Annotated in this window: 21 protein-coding genes, 1 tRNA gene and 1 rRNA gene; 19 read left to right on the top strand and 4 right to left on the bottom strand. The window is 35.9% G+C overall.

From position 1 onward, the window contains the following. The first annotated feature begins 118 nt into the window (after window positions 1-118). From rrf to tsaD, 6 genes are all read left to right on the top strand, one after another. A 5S ribosomal RNA gene (gene rrf / locus NST60_RS09020) occupies window positions 119-235 on the top strand. Between the two features lie 19 nt (window positions 236-254). Continuing rightward, window positions 255-328: transfer RNA gene (locus tag NST60_RS09015), tRNA-Met, on the top strand. A gap of 216 nt (window positions 329-544) precedes the next feature. Further along, window positions 545-997 carry a tRNA (adenosine(37)-N6)-threonylcarbamoyltransferase complex ATPase subunit type 1 TsaE gene (gene tsaE, locus NST60_RS09010; RefSeq protein ID WP_254416083.1) on the top strand — a complete coding sequence of 151 codons (453 nt, stop codon included), beginning with the start codon at window positions 545-547 and terminating at the stop codon, window positions 995-997. Next, window positions 997-1,710 (top strand): tRNA (adenosine(37)-N6)-threonylcarbamoyltransferase complex dimerization subunit type 1 TsaB, encoded by a 714-nt coding sequence (gene tsaB, locus NST60_RS09005; protein WP_101728795.1) that lies wholly within the window; start codon window positions 997-999, stop codon window positions 1,708-1,710. Before tsaE ends, tsaB begins: the two co-directional genes overlap by 1 nt. After that, window positions 1,710-2,156 carry a ribosomal protein S18-alanine N-acetyltransferase gene (rimI, locus tag NST60_RS09000; protein ID WP_101728796.1) on the top strand — a complete coding sequence of 149 codons (447 nt, stop codon included), beginning with the start codon at window positions 1,710-1,712 and terminating at the stop codon, window positions 2,154-2,156. Before tsaB ends, rimI begins: the two co-directional genes overlap by 1 nt. Beyond that, window positions 2,153-3,187 (top strand): tRNA (adenosine(37)-N6)-threonylcarbamoyltransferase complex transferase subunit TsaD, encoded by a 1,035-nt coding sequence (gene tsaD / locus NST60_RS08995; RefSeq protein WP_016204041.1) that lies wholly within the window; start codon window positions 2,153-2,155, stop codon window positions 3,185-3,187. Before rimI ends, tsaD begins: the two co-directional genes overlap by 4 nt. Before the next feature lie 200 nt (window positions 3,188-3,387). Here the strand turns inward: tsaD and NST60_RS08990 are convergent, their stop codons facing one another. After that, the gene (locus NST60_RS08990) at window positions 3,388-5,316 is read right to left on the bottom strand and encodes an ABC-F family ATP-binding cassette domain-containing protein (protein WP_101728797.1); all 1,929 of its coding nucleotides are present in this window, start codon (window positions 5,314-5,316) and stop codon (window positions 3,388-3,390) included. Window positions 5,317-5,455: 139 nt separating this feature from the next. On the opposite strand from NST60_RS08990, the gene moaC reads away from it, so the two are divergent. After that, window positions 5,456-5,947 (top strand): cyclic pyranopterin monophosphate synthase MoaC, encoded by a 492-nt coding sequence (gene moaC, locus NST60_RS08985; protein WP_101728798.1) that lies wholly within the window; start codon window positions 5,456-5,458, stop codon window positions 5,945-5,947. Window positions 5,948-5,980: 33 nt separating this feature from the next. Continuing rightward, window positions 5,981-6,655, top strand: coding sequence for a redox-sensing transcriptional repressor Rex (locus NST60_RS08980; protein ID WP_016204038.1), 675 nt, complete (start codon window positions 5,981-5,983; stop codon window positions 6,653-6,655). A 138-nt stretch (window positions 6,656-6,793) separates the two neighbouring features. Here the strand turns inward: NST60_RS08980 and NST60_RS08975 are convergent, their stop codons facing one another. Together NST60_RS08975 and NST60_RS08970 are read right to left on the bottom strand one after the other, a co-directional pair. Continuing rightward, on the bottom strand, window positions 6,794-7,012 hold the full coding sequence (locus NST60_RS08975; protein WP_341098688.1) for a YdiK family protein: 219 nt from the start codon (window positions 7,010-7,012) through the stop codon (window positions 6,794-6,796). A 1-nt stretch (window position 7,013) separates the two neighbouring features. Further along, window positions 7,014-7,748, bottom strand: a complete 735-nt coding sequence (locus NST60_RS08970) for a CPBP family intramembrane glutamic endopeptidase (protein WP_101728799.1) — start codon at window positions 7,746-7,748, stop codon at window positions 7,014-7,016. 356 nt (window positions 7,749-8,104) lie between these two features. Between NST60_RS08970 and groES the strand changes: the two genes are divergently transcribed. From groES to NST60_RS08925, 9 genes are all read left to right on the top strand, one after another. Next, window positions 8,105-8,389: a co-chaperone GroES gene (gene groES / locus NST60_RS08965; protein ID WP_016204035.1), complete on the top strand. Its 285-nt coding sequence runs from the start codon at window positions 8,105-8,107 to the stop codon at window positions 8,387-8,389. A gap of 74 nt (window positions 8,390-8,463) precedes the next feature. After that, window positions 8,464-10,095, top strand: coding sequence for a chaperonin GroEL (groL, locus tag NST60_RS08960; RefSeq protein WP_212120400.1), 1,632 nt, complete (start codon window positions 8,464-8,466; stop codon window positions 10,093-10,095). A 322-nt stretch (window positions 10,096-10,417) separates the two neighbouring features. After that, window positions 10,418-11,548 (top strand): SEC-C metal-binding domain-containing protein, encoded by a 1,131-nt coding sequence (locus NST60_RS08955; RefSeq protein ID WP_224428047.1) that lies wholly within the window; start codon window positions 10,418-10,420, stop codon window positions 11,546-11,548. A gap of 115 nt (window positions 11,549-11,663) precedes the next feature. Then, window positions 11,664-11,969 (top strand): hypothetical protein, encoded by a 306-nt coding sequence (locus NST60_RS08950; protein ID WP_341098685.1) that lies wholly within the window; start codon window positions 11,664-11,666, stop codon window positions 11,967-11,969. Beyond that, window positions 11,969-12,727 (top strand): RQC-minor-1 family DNA-binding protein, encoded by a 759-nt coding sequence (locus NST60_RS08945; protein ID WP_051993986.1) that lies wholly within the window; start codon window positions 11,969-11,971, stop codon window positions 12,725-12,727. Before NST60_RS08950 ends, NST60_RS08945 begins: the two co-directional genes overlap by 1 nt. Window positions 12,728-12,777: 50 nt before the next feature. Further along, a complete protein-coding gene (locus NST60_RS08940; protein WP_169187747.1) occupies window positions 12,778-13,620 on the top strand; it encodes a DUF6398 domain-containing protein in 843 nt (280 codons plus the stop codon). Window positions 13,621-13,694: 74 nt separating this feature from the next. Continuing rightward, on the top strand, window positions 13,695-14,180 hold the full coding sequence (locus NST60_RS08935; RefSeq protein WP_016204029.1) for an SEC-C metal-binding domain-containing protein: 486 nt from the start codon (window positions 13,695-13,697) through the stop codon (window positions 14,178-14,180). 184 nt (window positions 14,181-14,364) lie between these two features. Next, complete coding sequence (locus NST60_RS08930; RefSeq protein WP_016204028.1) at window positions 14,365-14,625, top strand: hypothetical protein; 261 nt, start codon at window positions 14,365-14,367, stop codon at window positions 14,623-14,625. Continuing rightward, a complete protein-coding gene (locus NST60_RS08925) occupies window positions 14,622-15,005 on the top strand; it encodes a retropepsin-like aspartic protease (RefSeq protein ID WP_101728822.1) in 384 nt (127 codons plus the stop codon). The genes NST60_RS08930 and NST60_RS08925 overlap by 4 nt, the downstream gene beginning before the upstream one ends. Before the next feature lie 472 nt (window positions 15,006-15,477). Here the strand turns inward: NST60_RS08925 and NST60_RS08920 are convergent, their stop codons facing one another. Then, window positions 15,478-16,593 (bottom strand): IS4 family transposase, encoded by a 1,116-nt coding sequence (locus NST60_RS08920; RefSeq protein ID WP_101728823.1) that lies wholly within the window; start codon window positions 16,591-16,593, stop codon window positions 15,478-15,480. 309 nt (window positions 16,594-16,902) lie between these two features. Here NST60_RS08920 and NST60_RS08915 point away from each other — a divergent pair, with 309 nt between their 5' ends. Together NST60_RS08915 and NST60_RS08910 are read left to right on the top strand one after the other, a co-directional pair. Then, window positions 16,903-17,385, top strand: coding sequence for a hypothetical protein (locus tag NST60_RS08915; protein WP_016204026.1), 483 nt, complete (start codon window positions 16,903-16,905; stop codon window positions 17,383-17,385). Between the two features lie 381 nt (window positions 17,386-17,766). Continuing rightward, window positions 17,767-18,138 carry a DUF956 family protein gene (locus NST60_RS08910; protein ID WP_016204025.1) on the top strand — a complete coding sequence of 124 codons (372 nt, stop codon included), beginning with the start codon at window positions 17,767-17,769 and terminating at the stop codon, window positions 18,136-18,138. Window positions 18,139-18,394: the final 256 nt, after the last annotated feature.

The following is an 18,394-nucleotide window of genomic DNA, read 5'->3' as shown; positions in this document are numbered from 1 at the left end:
AGGGAGATGATCGGAAGTTTGATAGGCGATAGGCGTTGGAGCTGGACAAAATGATTACTCATTTCTTTCTTTTTACTTCATAATCTAGTTTTGAGGGAATAACCTCAAAATAAAATAGTCTGGTGGCGATAGCGAGAAGGTCACACCCGTTCCCATACCGAACACGGAAGTTAAGCTTCTCAGCGCCGATGGTAGTTGGGGGTTCTCCCCCTGTGAGAGTAGGACGTCGCCAGGCTTTTATTATTTAATATCGTCGCGGGGTGGAGCAGTCTGGTAGCTCGTCGGGCTCATAACCCGAAGGTCGCAGGTTCAAATCCTGTCCCCGCAATCAAACAATGAAAAAATCCTTAGGAATAAACCTAAGGATTTTTTGTTCGTCTAGGAATTTTTAAAATGGAGACACTGTGGATAACTAGATACACAAATGAAATTTGGAAGTTGAGCATGTTTCCACGAAAAAACAAGGAGACTTACTTTAGACTCATTAAGTTATTGAGTATAATAAAGGATAATACCATTATTAAATTTGTATTAGGAGTAATTTATGAATAACTTTGAATGGAAGGCAGATAATGCGGAAGAAACAATTGGTTTTGCTGAACGAATTGCATCACTCTTAGAAGCCGGAGATGTCATCACTTTAGAAGGTGACCTTGGAGCAGGCAAAACAACTTTTACAAAAGGAATAGCAAGAGGGTTAGGAATAACTAAAACAGTTAATAGTCCTACCTTTACAATTATTAAAGAATATCAAGGGAAAATGCCTTTATATCATATGGATGTTTACCGATTAAAGGATAGCGATGAGGATTTAGGATTTGATGAGTACTTTGAAGGGGATGGAGTTACTGTTGTTGAGTGGGCTCATTTAATTGAGGATCAACTGCCACTGGAATACCTGCAAATTCAATTATTTTATGATAACACATCGGGTAGAAAAATTGTACTATCCCCAAAGGGCTCTCGCTATATGCAATTATGTAAGGAGTTATTTTAATGAAGATATTAGCAATAGATACATCGAATTTTGTTTTAGGAATTGCTTTATATGAAAATGGGAAGGTAATTGGGGAGTATATTACAAACTTGAAAAAGAACCATTCGATTAGAGCGATGCCTGCAATTGAACAGTTAATGAAGGATTGTGATATAAAACCAAAGGATCTTTCCAAGATTGTGGTAGCAAAAGGGCCTGGATCTTATACAGGTGTTCGGATTGGAGTAACCATTGCTAAAACACTTGCGTGGACTTTAAACATCCCATTAGTGGGTGTCTCTAGTCTAGAAGTACTTGCTGCATCGGTGGGAAGATATTTTGATGGGTATGTTTCTCCCCTATTTGATGCAAGAAGAGGACAGATTTATACTGGGCTATATCAATTTACCAGCAATGATATGGAAGTCGTAAAAAATGACCAATTGATTCTGTCTACTGATTGGGTAGAACAGCTTGCGTCATTAAAACAGCGAATATTGTTTGTAGGGAATGATTTGCCTATACACCAAGATATTTTTACAGGGGGATTAGGGAAGTTTGCTCATATAACAGATGCAGTGGATTTTAATCCTAGACCGTCTATTCTCGCAATGTTAGGTGAAGCGAGACCGGAAGAAGCGATACATACATTTACACCTAACTATATTCGATTAGCAGAGGCAGAGGCAAATTGGCTTAAGGCAAATAAAGAGAAAAAGGAAGACAGGGGATAATGTCAGCATTCGAATTTCGCTATATGACAGTCGCAGATATCGATAATGTTTTTAAAATCGAAACAATCTCTTTTCCTACTCCCTGGAGTAAAGAAGCTTTCTATAATGAGCTAACACAAAATCGATTCGCGAAGTATATTGTGATTCAATATGAAGAAGAGTTGGTCGGGTACTGTGGAGTATGGATTGTGGTAGATGAAGCACATATTACTAATATCGCGATTTTACCAGAGTACAGAGGGAGAAAGCTTGGTGAAACATTACTTACTAAAGTAATGGAAGAGGCAAGGAAAATGGGAGCTACTTCTATGACATTAGAAGTCCGTGTAACGAACGTCGTGGCACAGAATTTATATAGAAAACTGGGATTTCAAAATGGGGCAATCAGAAAGAAGTATTATACAGATAATCAAGAAGATGCTTTAGTAATGTGGGTGAAATTATGAAGAATAATAATGTGATTATAATGGGTATGGAAACAAGTTGTGATGAAACTGCAGTTTCTATTGTAAAAAATGGAACCGAAATTCTTTCCAATATCGTTGCTTCTCAAATTGAGAGCCATAAACGATTTGGCGGAGTTGTTCCAGAAATTGCTTCAAGACATCATGTGGAGCAAATTACGCTTGTAATAGAAGAGGCACTTTCCCAGGCCGGTATAACGTATGAAGAAATTGATGCTATTGCCGTAACAGAAGGACCCGGTTTAGTAGGGGCTCTTTTAATAGGAGTAAATGCAGCGAAAGCAATTAGTTTTGCACATGATATCCCCCTTGTCGGTGTACATCATATTGCTGGCCATATATATGCTAATCGACTTGTGGATAACTTAGAATTTCCTTTATTGGCACTTGTGGTTTCTGGAGGCCATACAGAATTAGTGTTAATGAAAGAGCATGGTCATTTTGAGGTTATCGGAGAAACAAGAGATGATGCGGCTGGAGAAGCATACGATAAAGTCGCAAGAACGCTCAATCTTCCTTATCCAGGTGGACCTCATATTGATCGATTAGCAGGAGAGGGAAATCCGAAAGCGGTGAAACTACCAAGAGCATGGATAGAAGGTACATATGATTTTAGCTTCAGTGGATTAAAATCAGCAGTTATCAACACTGTGCATAACGCAGAGCAACGAGGAGAAGTTATTAGACCAGAAGACTTGGCCGCTAGTTTTCAAGAAAGTGTAGTGGATGTATTAGTATCAAAGACTGTGGAAGCAGCAGAAGAATATCAGGTGAAACAAGTTGTATTAGCTGGTGGAGTTGCGGCTAACAAAGGTCTTCGAACAGCGCTTGTGGATAAATTTAAGGAAATGGATTCTGTGAAACTAACTATCCCTCCATTATCTTTATGCACAGATAACGCCGCAATGATTGCTGCAGCGGGAACTATTTTTTATGAAAAGGGGCAACGAGCTGAATTGGATTTGAACGGAAATCCAGGATTAGATATAACTATCCACAATGAAAAAGAATAAGACTTTTTACTTATATGCATAGAAAAGAGTAATTGTGAATAAATATGATGTTATATACACAAACTGTGGATAATGTGAGTAATTTATTATGTTTTTGTGGATAATGTGTATAAACATGTGGAAAGCTTATATAATAACTTCTTAATATGTGGATAATAATGTGGAAAAAAAGTACTGGGTAAGTGAATACCCAGTACTTTTTACTTATCTGACAATTCGGTCCATTCATCCATTAAACGCTCCATTTGATCTTTTAGCTGTTCAAGGTTTTTATTTAGCTCTAAAACTTTTTCGTGGTCCTGAAAGACTTCAGGTTCGCAAAGAAGGGCTTCATGTTCCGATACTTTCGATTCTAATTCTTCAATGGTTGTTTCAATTTCTTCGATTCTTCTTACTCTTTGTCTTTCTAATTTTTTTGCTTCTTTGCTCATTTGGTAAGAAGTTTTTTCTTCCGTTCCTGTATCTTGTTCTAGTTGAATAGCAGCTGTCGCTTCTAATGCTTGAATTTCTGCTTGTTCTAGCTTCTTTTCCACATAATAATCATAGTCACCTAAGAATTCTGTGGATCCTTCCGTAGCTAATTCAATTACCTTTGTTGCTATCCTGTTAATAAAATAACGGTCATGGGAAACAAATAAGATGGTGCCAGGATAATCAATTAAGGCATTTTCGAGCACTTCCTTACTGTCTAAGTCTAAATGGTTTGTTGGCTCGTCCAAGATTAATACATTAGGTTTTTCCATCATTAGCTTCGATAATGCTAATCTTGCTTTTTCTCCACCACTTAAAGAATTCACTGTTTTTAAAACATCGTCTCCTGAAAATAAGAAATTACCGAGTACAGTCCGAATTTCTTTTTCAGGTGTCAGTGGGAAGTCATCCCATAATTCATTCAGTACTCGTTTATTTGACGTTAATTCTGCTTGTTCTTGATCATAGTAGCCGATCATAACGTTTGATCCCAGTGTAATCGATCCGGCATGCTTTGGCAGCTTTTCAATAATTGTTTTTAATAATGTAGATTTACCAACACCGTTTGGACCGACAAGTGCGACACTATCGCCTCTATTTATATGAAAGTTGATATGTTCTGATACGATATTATCTTTATAGCCAATGGAAAGATCATTAATTTTCAAAACATCATTTCCCGTTTGCTTGGTAATTTCAAAACCAAAGGACGCCGATTTTTCATTTCCATCTGGGCGATCCATTCGTTCCATTTTATCTAATGTTTTTCTGCGGCTTTGTGCTCTTTTAGTAGTAGATGCGCGTGCTAAGTTTTTCTGGATAAATGTTTCCAGTTTTGCGATTTCATCTTGTTGTTTTTCGTAAAGTTTCATTTCTCGCTCATAATTTGCCGCTTTTTGCTCAAGATAACCGCTATAGTTACCAATAAATTTTTGAATATAGTGTCTAGATATTTCGTAAACTTGAGTTACCACTTTATCAAGGAAATAACGGTCATGGGAAACAATTAGTACAGCACCCTTATAGCCTTGCAAGTATTGCTCTAACCAAGATAGTGTTTCAATATCAAGATGGTTTGTCGGCTCGTCCAAGATCAGAATATCTGGTGTGGTCAGGAGCAGTTTGGCTAATGCTAATCTTGTTTTCTGCCCACCACTTAACGTAGAGATTTTTGTACTATAATCGAATGTATTAAAGTTTAGTCCGTGTAAAACGGAACGAATATCTGCTTCGTATTGATAGCCGCCGCTTTCTTTAAATTCGAATTGCAGATGATCATACTCTTTTAAAATTTTCTCAAAAGCATCTGGGTTTTCGATTGTGCTAGGGTCAGACATTTGTTGTTCTAGTTTTCTTATATGCTGCTCTTTTAATTGAAGTTCATGGAAAACAGTTAACATCTCATCCCAAATAGAAAGACTTGATTCGAGGCCAGTATTTTGGGCAAGATAGCCTATTTCGACATTTTTCGGCTTTATGATTTCACCGGAGTCATAAGATAGCTGTCCAGCGATTATTTTTAATAAAGTAGATTTCCCAGCACCATTTCTTCCCACTAGAGCGATCCGGTCTCTTGTTTGTACTTCTAATTTTATATTTGATAAGATAAGTTCAGCTCCAAAGTGCTTGGTCAGCTGATTTACTTGTAATAGTATCATTTCTTCACCTCAGGGGATTATGTATCATAAGTGTAACCTAAAAATACGTTATACTGCAATAAAGGGGAAACGGGAAAAAAGTGATAATAAATACACATTCTCCTTAAAATAGTGTATCATTTTGCTTAGAGGTGTTATTATGGGGGAGTTTACACATTTTAATCAAGAAGGCCATGCGAAAATGGTTGATATTTCAGAAAAAAGTGAAACCGCTCGCATAGCTGTAGCGCTATCTAGTGTTAAAGTAAGTGAAGAAATCTATCAAAAAATCACGAAGCAGGAAATAAAAAAAGGGGATGTTTTAGCTGTTGCCCAAGTAGCTGGAATTATGGCTGCCAAAAAAACGGCTGATATCATACCTATGTGTCACCCTATTATGTTGAAGGGTGTCGATATATCGTTTCGATGGGAAGAGGATGCAGGGGATTTTCACTTGATTATTTCAACGACGGTAAAGACAGTTGGAAGTACTGGTGTAGAAATGGAAGCTTTGACCGCTGCATCTGTTACAGCATTAACAATTTATGATATGTGTAAAAGCATGGATAAAGGAATGGTAATTGGCCCCACTTATTTAGTCGAGAAATCGGGTGGAAAAAGCGGCGATTACAAAAGAGAGCAGTCGAAATAACTGCTAATTTTTAAATATAGGTAGGGGATAAGTATGCATAATGAGGTAATGAAAATACCGCAGGCAACAGCGAAGCGGTTACCATTATACTATCGTTTTTTAAAAAACTTACATTCATCAGGCAAGCAGAGAGTCTCTTCAGCTGAATTAAGTGAAGCGGTGAAAGTAGATTCTGCTACCATAAGACGGGATTTCTCTTATTTTGGCGCCCTTGGAAAAAAAGGGTATGGATATAATGTAAACTATTTATTATCATTTTTCCGTAAAACATTAGACCAAGATGAACTAACTAAGGTAGCTTTAATTGGTGTTGGTAATCTTGGAGTTGCCTTTTTAAAATATAACTTCTTAAAAAATAATAACACAAAAATAGAAGTAGGATTCGACGTTGTAGAAGAAAAGATTGGCACTTTAGTGAACGATGTGCCTATTTATCATATGGATGACTTAGAAAAGGTTCTCCAAGAAAATGGTGTGGAAGTAGCGATACTAACAGTTCCTGCAAGTACAGCTCAGGTAATTACGGATCGTTTAGTAGAAAGTAATATTAAAGGGATATTGAATTTTACTCCAGCGCGGTTAAATGTGCCTGCAAATGTACGGGTTCATCATATTGATTTGGCTGTGGAATTACAATCACTTGTGTATTTCTTAAAGCACTATCCTACTCCAGATGTAGAAGTAGAGGTTGAGGAAACGGAAGAATAAAAAGGAAATGCGTGTATAAGGGTGTAGGGCTAACTACATTCTTATACACGCATTTTTTTGAGATTTGCTGATTTTTGCTCTGGCCAGTTGCTTGCTCTTTAAAACTCCAACTACATATTAAAAGCTTTTAAATAGCTATTACTTCGGTTTTTTTGCATCATTTTGGTTTTTTTTCAGGATGAAGTGGAAGTTGATTAACTTTATTCCTGATCCGATGTCAAAGGTTGCCAGAATGACTAATAAATACGTATAGAATCCCCAGTCTTGGTTTCTTTGTAGATCGTGAATAGCAAAATACGTAAACAGAGCTCCAAAAATAATATATAGAACTCCTGAAAATAACGGTGATCTTCTCATTTTATAAAAATCCTCCAATAAATTGTGTTACGCCCGAGTACTTTTCCTGCCATTCGATAATTCTGTCATAGTTTAATTGCAGAATAACTACCAGTGTATTCATTGCGACATGGGCGAAGATTGGCACAAGGATTCTTTTGGTCTTTACGTAAAGAAAAGCAAATGTAAAACCCATGCTTGCATATAGGAGAATATGGACAAAATCCATATGAGCAACTGCAAAGATAAGGGAGCTTACAAGTGCAGAGATAAAAAATCCGAACCGTTGATAAAGAGAGCCGAAAATAATTTTACGGAAAACAATTTCTTCTAAAATCGGACCAATGATACTCACAACCAGAATAACAAAAGGCGCGGAATCGATAATACGCATGATTTGTTCTGTATTTTCTGAACCAGGTTTAATGCCTAATAATTGCTCAACTATTCCGGCAAAGCTCTGGGCAAATAAAGAAAGAAAAACTCCGCCGATAGCCCATCCAATAGATGCAGGCAAGCTCATTACATCCGAACGCATTGGATTTCGCACTTCTTTTCTTAATAAAAGAAGGCAGATGATTAAAGTAAGGATAAAACTAAATATTAGCCAAATAACGCCAGCTTGAAATTGTATCGCTTTAGAAGCTGGATTGTAGCCCAGTAAATCAGCGATAAAAAGAACAACTGGAACTCCGACAAATGTAGAAAGCTGCATAGCGATATAAGCTATTAAGATAATCCAATATTCTTTTTTCAAAATAAAAGCTCCTTTAAATAATAATGGTTTAATAAAATGGTGATGAAAGAATATATATAAGTCGTTCGTACTTATTATATTGGAGAATAGAAACAATCATACTTTCTATTCTACTAATAAGCAGTGCTCAGTTTCAAATAGTAACAACTAAAATAATAGAAAGAGTGAATATTTAAGGCTTTAACGTATATACTTTGTAAGGGAGCTAGAGTCTAGAAAAAAAATTTACGAAAAAATAAGTCTTGTCTCTTGCATTATGAGAAAAGATTAATTAATATAATAATTGTGTTAGCACTCATAGTGATTGAGTGCTAATAAGAAAATATAATGTATATAATTTGAGGAGGTTGTTTCACTTGTTAAAGCCATTAGGAGATCGTATTATTATTGAGCTTGTTGAAACAGAAGAAAAAACTGCAAGTGGTATCGTATTACCAGACTCTGCTAAAGAAAAGCCTCAAGAAGGTAAAGTAGTAGCTGTAGGAACTGGTCGCGTATTAGATAACGGAGAGCGTGTTGCGCTTGAAGTATCTGTTGATGACCGCATTATCTTCTCAAAATACTCTGGTACTGAAGTGAAATACGAAGGTAAAGAGTACTTGATTCTTCGCGAAAGCGACATCTTAGCTATCGTTGGCTAATTCTATTTTAAACATAAGAGATTAACTGATTATAAAAAATACATGATAAACAATACTTGAGGAGGTTTTTCAAAATGGCTAAAGATATTAAATTTAGTGAAGAAGCTCGCCGTGCTATGCTGCGTGGGGTTGATGCTCTAGCAGATGCTGTTAAAGTAACACTTGGACCAAAAGGACGTAACGTGGTTCTTGAGAAAAAATATGGTTCACCACTTATCACAAATGATGGTGTAACAATTGCTAAAGAAATCGAATTAGAAGATGCATTCGAAAACATGGGTGCAAAACTAGTTGCTGAAGTAGCAAGCAAAACAAATGATGTTGCTGGAGACGGGACAACTACTGCAACAGTTCTAGCACAAGCAATGATTCGCGAAGGTCTTAAAAACGTTACAGCTGGAGCTAACCCAATGGGTATCCGCAAAGGGATGGACAAAGCAATTGCAACTGCAATTGAAGAACTAAAAGCTATCTCTAAACCAATCGAAGGCAAAGCTTCTATTGCCCAAGTTGCTGCAATTTCTTCAGCTGATGAAGAAGTAGGACAATTAATTGCAGAAGCAATGGAACGTGTTGGTAACGACGGTGTTATCACAATCGAAGAATCAAAAGGTTTCACTACTGAGCTAGACGTAGTAGAAGGTATGCAGTTCGACCGTGGATATGTATCACCTTACATGGTAACTGACTCAGATAAAATGGAAGCTGTTCTTGAAAATCCATATATCTTAATTACAGATAAAAAGATTACAAACATTCAAGAAATTTTACCAGTGTTAGAGCAAGTTGTTCAACAAGGTAAACCATTATTAATCGTTGCAGAAGACGTTGAAGGCGAAGCAAATGCTACATTAGTATTAAACAAACTTCGCGGTACTTTCACTGCAGTAGCTGTTAAAGCTCCTGGATTCGGTGATCGTCGTAAAGCAATGTTAGAAGATATCGCTGTTTTAACTGGCGGTCAAGTAATCACAGAAGATCTTGGCTTAGAGCTTAAAACAACATCTATTGAATCTTTAGGACGCGCTGCAAAAGTAGTAATCACAAAAGAAACTACTACAATTGTAGAAGGTGCAGGTTCATCTGATGATATCCAAGCACGCGTTAACCAAATCCGTGTTCAATTAGAAGAAACAACTTCTGAATTTGACCGTGAAAAATTACAAGAACGTCTTGCAAAACTTTCTGGCGGTGTAGCAGTAGTGAAAGTTGGAGCTGCAACAGAAACAGAATTAAAAGAACGCAAACTACGTATCGAAGATGCTCTAAACTCTACACGCGCTGCTGTGGAAGAAGGTATCGTAGCAGGTGGTGGTACAGCACTTCTAAACGTATACAATAAAGTAGCTGCTATCCAAGCAGAAGGCGACGAAGCAACTGGTATCAACATCGTTCTACGCGCGATCGAAGAACCAGTTCGTCAAATCGCATTCAACGCAGGTCTAGAAGGATCCGTAATCGTTGAGAAATTGAAAAACGAACCAGTGGGAACAGGATTCAACGCTGCTAACGGCGAATGGGTAAACATGATCGAAGCTGGTATCGTTGATCCAACTAAAGTTACTCGTTCTGCCTTACAAAACGCAGGTTCAGTTGCTGCTATGTTCTTAACAACAGAAGCTGTAGTTGCTGACAAGCCAGAACCAGCAGGTGCACCAGCAATGCCTGATATGGGCGGTATGGGTGGAATGGGCGGCATGATGTAATAAACGCCCTCAAACCCTTGATATATAAGGGCTTTATGTAAGATGAGAGTGGAATGCTAACATTTTTGTTAACATGAAGTTTTTAAAGGACGCTTCTCATGAGTTGAGCAAACTTATGGGAAGCTTCTTTTTTATATCTGAAAGTTTAGTTGGAGGAATAAGAAAGTTCCTTTTAGAGTAGTCGGCCCCGTTTCAAGTGTTCATATTAAGCACATGTGTGATAAAATGAAAAAATAAATATGAGATGAAAAAGATGGCTAGTAAGGAGTTGCCGTGGCTTTTGATGTTGTCAGAGGTGGACGCAATGTGAAAGGGGTAAAAAATGGTGGTAAATAAAAACAAGAATCAAAAGATAATAGGAATAGTTTCATTAAAGGAAGCGCTATCCGCATTAAAAGTCGCAGATCTTCAAGACATCCGGAAAAAGCTGCAAATTAAAAATATAAGCTCGATGAAAAAGGCGGAGTTAATTCAATCTTTGGCAGAGGCAATCCCTGTTCTTTTCAGAAATATTATCAGTCAGTTCGATGAGCGACGATTATTTTTAATAAAAAATATCATTGCCAATAATGGAGTTATGAGCGCAAACAATCTAGAAATCGAGGAGATGGAGTATCTCCATAAAACTGGTTTTATGTTTACTAGTTTTCAAAATGGTAATCCAATCGTCATGATCCCTTTGGAATTATTGCCTTCTCTAGTGAAAATTATTCAAGACGAAACGATACTTACAGATGTTAAGCGGAATACGGAATGGATAAAGATTACCCGCGGATTACTCTATTATTTTGGAACGGTGCCGCATGACGAGTTAGTGCATTTAGTTGAGAAATACACGCCTATTCACCCAGATTACCTTGCCTTCAATCAGGTTATATTTGATGCGATGGAATACTATCAAGAAATATACATTAACAGGTATGGCTATTCTTACTGGGAAGTGCTAGACCCTTTAGTTATTTTAGAGGAGCAGGCATCTAGAAAGAATATTGATTACTATCCATTCTCGAAGAAACAGCTCCTTGAAGCAGGTGAAACGGACTATGTGGAGTGTCCAAAAGGTTATTCTCAACTTTTATCTCTATTTACGAAAGAGTATCGGATGTCAAAACAAGAGGCGAAGGAGTTTGTTGAGGACTGTATTATGCATGCGAAATTAGGCAATCAACCTAGTCAGCTTCTTCAATATTTACAGACTCAACTGACATTTGAAAGCTTAGAAGCAGTGCAAAGACTGATGGATGCCGTTGTTCTTCTTATGAATAATACGAGGGAATGGTATTTAAAGGGATATACATCGGAAGAGCTATTCGCGCAGGAAAAGAAGGTCTTACCGCCTTTGCCCAATAAAAAAGGAGAGGTCATTAGTCTCCAAACCCGTCAAAAGGTGGGGAGAAACGATCTTTGCCCATGTGGGAGCGGGAAGAAATTTAAGAAATGTTGTGGGAGTTGAAAATCTGAACAGTGATAAAAAATGTTAAAAGTTTAGTGGGTGGACAAAAGGATAATGAGTTATATTGCAGAATATCTTTCACAATTTATTGTCTAAAAAGAAGGATTTGGTGTTGGTGGCAAAAAGGAATTCACAAGCTTGGGCAGAGGCCAAAAAACGATGCAAATTGAATGAGACTGATCTACAAATGGCTAAGGAGTTGGGGATGACAGCTAAGGGCTTAATTAAAAATATCCCCACGCCTAATCAGCTATGGAAAGCACCTGTAAAAGTATGGATTCGTGATCTATATGAGGAGAAGTTCAATAGGGTCATTACATTTAAGCCTGCTCTCAGTGAAGAATTAAAAAGAAAGCCCAAAAAACAAGAAAAACTGATTGTTTCTGATCACTGGGGTGATGAGGAGGACTTACCATTTTGATGAAATCTAAGACTGATCGATTATCTGATGAAGAAATAAAAGTCATATTGAGAGCAGCTGATGAAATTATTGCTAAAGGTGGAAGAACACTTCTTGCCAAAATCTTAAAGGGCTCACGGGAGAAGAAAGTATTACAGCTGGAGCTGGATAAGTGTCCTGTCTATGGTTATTATAAATCAGAAAATCTAGATGAAATTATGCAAAAAATTGACTGGATGATCGATTATGATTTTCTAGATATTGAGTATTATGGAAGACTACCAATGATTGTTTTTACAGAGCGGGGGTGGTACATAGAGTCCGATCAATGTGCGGATGAACTTTTAAATGAATGGAAGGAATGGGTCAAGCAGGGAAAGCAAAATCCCGATATGAGCTATCTAAAGGATCGGAATAGGAAAATGATTCTATTGCTGCTTGAGAAGATTAAAGAATTCGGAGATCAAGGACTTATCCCTTATCTAGAATTATGGGAGAAAGTTGATTATAAAAAGGTAAGAGATGAGATTCGAACAACTATAAATGTATTAAATAGAAAAGAGCCGTTTGATCATTCAGTTGTAAAGGAAAAAACAGAATCTATCAAAGAAGCATTAGAGGGTATTGAACCGCATGACCTACTTTTAAAATGCTGGGTATGTGGAGAACGATTTACCTTTACAACGGGAGAGCAGCAATTTTATAAGAAAAAAGGTCTTTCATACCCGAAAAGATGTAAAAAGTGTCATAACAAAAAGGATAACGAATTTTCCTATTAATTAAGAAAATCTACTTTAAGAGCAGACTAATAGATTAGAGGTTGTGGAGTATGACTAAACCAAAAGAAAAGGTAGAGGAAAAGAAGGCAGAATTACTGAAATTAACAATTGAGTTTAGTAAGCAATTTTTAAATGAAGAATATGAGGGAGTAATTGAAAAATTAATAAACAAAATGGCTAGAAAAAGAGACATTCCATTCCTGTCAGGCCGTATTGAAATATGGGCTGCGGCAGTAATCCATGCTTTGGGAACGATTAATTTTTTATTTGATAAATCTAGTCAACCATATGTGTCTGCTACAGAAATTTTTGAGTATTTTGGCACCAAGCAAAGTACGACTTCGCAAAAGTCGAAGAAAATTAGAGATATGTTTAATATGACCTATTTTGATAGTAATTTCTCGATAGAGTCAGTTGTTCAAGGTAGTCCTTTTAATAATCTTTCAATAGTAAATGGATTAATCGTTCCTCAAGATATGTTGAATGATCAGCAGATTGAAATCGAAGAATGGGAAATTCAAGCTGCCCAAATATTAGGAATAAGCGGTTTAGAGAGTGGTAATAAATATAAAGCAAGTTATATGGACAAATTACTCAATGTAAAAGAGACAAGTTTAATGAGTTTTTATGAATATCTATTACAACATATGATATTTCCTTTTACTGCGTTATATGAAGAGGAAGTTGGCCCTTTAGAAATCGCAGAATTTGAAGTCAGCTGTATTCATTTAGACCAAGAGATGAAAGTAGACGAAAATTATGGAATTCTTGTTGAATGCAGGTTGGGTAGGAAAAAAGTAATACTGCCATTAGCTAGCATCAAATTGGATGAAGGACATAAGAATTTTAAATGGATAGATTTATATCAAGAATGGTTCTGGTCATACAGATAATGTTCAATAGTGGATCGTTCTTTGAATGCATTTTTTAATAGACTGAAAATAGGAATGATAAAAAAGTGGAAACTATGGAAAAATCTGATATTTTAAGTGGTAATACCTTTAGTTATTTTGATGTGTTTGAAGAGAAAAAAGGGCTTGTCTTAGGAACTGAAGTAAATGATATAAAATATATTATTTATGATCAGTATTGTATGAATCCAAGTTGCAAATGTGATGATGTTATTCTTATCTTTACAGAAAGCGAAAATAATGATTCTGAGTTTGCTATAAGATTATCTTTGAAAAGGAAAAGGTATGAGATTCTTGATATCTATGGTATTTCTAAGAGACAAGTGGATGAGATTGTTAAGGGTTCATTAAAAGATAGTGCAGAAGCAATGGAGCTATTAAAAAAGCGATATAAGGAGATGAAGGAAGCGGGAAAGGCAGTTTTACAAGGAAGTCCGGAAATAAATAGCAATAAAATTGAATTGCCAGTGGAAAAGCCTAAAAGAAATGATCCTTGTCCTTGTGGGAGTGGGAAAAAATACAAAAAGTGCTGTGGTGTATAGTTATTTGTTATACTAAATTTAAATTAATATTCCTCCTTAGTCCAGCAGTGTTGGCTTTTGAAATATCCGAACCCATTAGTATTAAAAAATTAGATGACACAAAAGAAATTCTATTGTAGTGCAAACTTGTATGATTGTTCTAATAAAGAAATTTATAAAATAATGAATCGGAAGAGGGATGTTAATGAAATGGTCTGAAGTACGTCAGCATTTTCCAGAAAGGTGTGTCTTAGTAGAAGCATTAAAGTCTGAAGCAAAAGGAAAAGAAAGAATCATCGAAGAAATGTCGGTAATTGATGACTTTGAGAATGGCAATGCAGCATGGAAAGTGTATAAAAAGCTACACGGGGAAAATCAAAATCGTGAATTATATATCTTTCACACGAATAACGAAGAAATAAAGGTAATTGAGCAGCCATATATAGGAGTACGAAGAAGAGTATGAAATTTCAACTGGATGACCGCTTACCTCTAGTCTCTGTTGAAATTGAATATGTTGGACAGAAAAAGACATTTAGCAACGTACTCCTTGATACCGGCTGTTCTTCAACCATTTTAGATACAGACTTATGTGAAGAAATTGGTCTGATGCTCGATTTAGAAAATGCAATTACACGAAAGATGTACGGAATTGGCGGTACGGAAATCTGCATTGAACAAAAAGTAAGTGGTATGAATATTGATGAGTTTCGACTGAATAATTTCACTATAGAGCTCGGTGATGTTAGAGAAATGCATGGATTTGACGGAATCATCGGGAGTGATTTTTTTCTTGCACATAAATTAATCATCAACTTCGAAAATATGGAAGTGCGCAAAAACTAGGTTAAGGTAAACACCACCTCCATATTAATACGCGATCACCTTCTGAGTATTTAATCAAAATGCTAACATTTTGCTAACGCAATCCCATAAAAACGGTAAATCCCCGTTAAAGATGTTACAGCCAACAATATCCAATACCGCGCTTTTAGCACCTCTCGTTAACGATATTACACACTCTAAACTCACGGGCGGCATGATGTAATAAGGGGGATAAACCCTTTATAAGGCCACGCTTCGAAGACAACATGGTTTGATCACATAATAAAAAAGATCTCTCGGAAATTTATTTCTGAGAGATTTTTTTATTATAAAGACATATTTTACCACTAGCGTTGCATAAATAGTGTCTTAATTTTCAGTTTAATTGTTCTTCCGGTTTGGAGCCAAAAAGGTAAATCCCTAATTAAAGGTGGCTCCATCCATTTGGAAATTTATTTACAATTAGACCTGTGTGACAACGACAATTAGCTTATTAAGGGATAGCTTTGCCTTCAATTTTTCGAAGCCAGATGTGTGCTGGTTTCCATAAGGCTGCCCTTAAATAACGGCTTATTTGTAAGGTTTTTCGCTTACTTTTTGTTTCAATTTGTGCTAGAACATGTAAGCAAAATACAATCAGCACAATAAAAACTTTATTCTGAATGGCCCAGTCACTTTGTCCGTAGAATTTCTTTATGTTGAGATGTTGCTTAATCCATTTAAAAAATAACTCAATCGCCCAACGAGATTTATACATTTCAGAAATTTCTTCGGCACTCAAATCAAAGCGATTCGTGATTAAGTGAAGTAGGTTCCCTTTTGAATCCATGACTTTTAAAAGGCGAAAGTAGTTTTCAGCTCGATTTTGAATCGTACCAATGATCACCATTTGATCCGACAAAACAGTCGTTCCTTCTGGGAGTTTAAAATCACAAACTTCCCTGATGACGGCATTTTTTCGCAATCTGGTGAGGAAAAAGAAACCATCATCGGTCATTCGATCAAAGCGTTCGTAGTCTAAGTATCCACGGTCAAACACATACATGCATTCTTTGTCATCCGCCATGATTTCAAGCTGATTGCGATCATGTTCCTTTGCCGTTGTCATGATCGCTTTTTCAGGATAGGAAATCCCTTTTTCCATAAACACAAGGCGTAGATGCAGTTTCACACCGGCCTTTGTTTTGCGGAATTTAGCCCAACGATGATTGGTCAAATTCAGTGGCAATGTGCTTGAATCGATGATTTTTAACGGCATGACCAGTTTTGTATAGTGTGTTTTAGCATGAATTTGTGATACTAAATCGAGAAATAGCCTTTGGAAAAGGTCAGGATTCAACCCATTTAATCGACGTGATAACTGAGAAATACTAATAGAATCAAGGTTGATCTCCTTTTGAAGTTGGTCATTGAAAAGACTATCACTTAGTGCATGAAGACTCTCAATTTCCTGTAATTGTGCAAACAGGAATAATTTTAGGAACGATTCGGTCGTTAATTTTTTCGTATAGAAATCTAATTTTAATGTTTTCACTTGCTCCTCAAATAAATGAGAATTAATTGGTGAAAACCATTGTCCAAATGAATTTTTTCGTGTAATCTTGTCCATGTGAGATGTCCTTTATTAGTGGATTTGGACGGGTTACCACCTGACTTTTCCATTATAAAGGACTTTTTCTTTGCACAAAACAAAATAGTGAAGATTATGGGTATTTTTAATATTGAAATTTAATTAGTGCAACACTAGTGATAAAATATGTTTATTGTTTGTCCGATATTATGCATCTGAAAAAGTAAATTAGGGTGAAAATGATTTAGTTATTCGGAGGTTTATAATAATTTACATAAATAAATCGTTAATGAAAATAATAAAAAATAAGTCTATACAACTAATTAAATTTATTTACGGAGGTTAGCTATGTACTGGAATGGTGTAGTAGAAAGACTTAACCTTACAGCAAAAGGTTCATGGTTTATTCATTTAACAGGATCGATACTACTATATTTTTCAATCACTACAACTAAAAATATTTCAAGAAATGAGTGGATATTACTTTGTGGAATGGTTGGATTTTATGGCTGGTTAATTAATATTGTAATATTCTATATTTTCGATCTTTTAGATTCAGGAGATTCCTCAATCGGTGGGATACCTGATTATTTTATGTTTATTGTAGGACCTGTTACAATTGCAATCTTGTTTTTAAATCGTTATAAATCTCCTACAAAGCTAATTAGAGTAATTTTATTTTCATTATTATCATTTTTAATGGAGTATATATTAGGAAAACTAGGCTTTTTAAAATTAAAGGGATGGAAACCTATTTATTCCATTCCTTGTTATTTGCTAGTATTTGGGGTTGCTTTACCTTGGACACTAAAGCTTATAAGAAAATCGTAAAAGACAGGTTCAGGAACTTTTGGATATTAAGTTCTTTTTACAGGCATCCTTTTTGGAAAAACAACTTTGGAGATGCTGATATAATAGAAAAGGACTTGTTAAAAACGAAAGTGAAATGCGAACATTTTACTAACTAGAAGATAATGATCGAGGTCTCTAAAAGTTTGATCGAACTTTTAGAGACCTATTTTACTATTGGGAAAAAAATGAAGATTCATATTTCCCCTTATCTAGACTATCCATGATTTCTGCTAAGATATATCAGACCCTTCATCAATCTCTCATAATTTCGAAGATAATGTGAACTTCCCCAGAGTATTTGCTTAAAGCAAAAAAACACGTATAATTATTAGTATTAAAAGATAGAAATGGAGTAAAAAAATGGTCCAATCAATTAACACAAAAGTCGATTTAGTTATTAATGCAACCTCGCATACGGGAATTTCAGAATATGGGAAGATTATGATTGGGGACAAAGGATTTGAATTCTTTAATAGCCGTGATGCTCGTAAGTTTATACAGATTCCTTGGGAAGAAGTTGATTATGTAATCGCTTCGATCATGTTCAAAGGAAAATGGATACCCCGTTATTCCGTCCAAACTAAGCGAAATGGGACGTATACATTTTCCTCTAAAGATCCGAAGAAAGTTTTGCGAGTAATCCGTGAATACGTTGATCCGAAACGCATGGTCCAATCATTGAGTTTCTTTGATGTTATTAAGCGTGGATTGAGAATTAAATCAAAAAAGTAAGAGTTTTTGAAAGTAGAAGAAGTACTGAATATTATGGATTTAAACGATTAACCTGCATCTCCGTAATGATCTTGAAAGAGTCATCACTGGTAAGATGATAGCGGAACCAAAAAAATATTTTCCCTATTGAAAGTGAATATTCGGTATGCTATAATTTTTTTGGAAGCTTACTAAAGTGAAGCGAGAATAATTAAACACTCCATTTAAAGCGTTTGCAGAAATTAAATAACCATCGGCATTATTTTTACGTGTTACT

Source organism: Niallia sp. FSL W8-1348 (assembly GCF_038006745.1).
In the GTDB taxonomy this organism is placed as follows: Bacteria; Bacillota; Bacilli; order Bacillales; family Cytobacillaceae; genus Niallia; species Niallia alba.
Note: the sequence above shows the minus strand (reverse complement) of the source record. Positions and strands in the feature narration are given on the sequence as shown.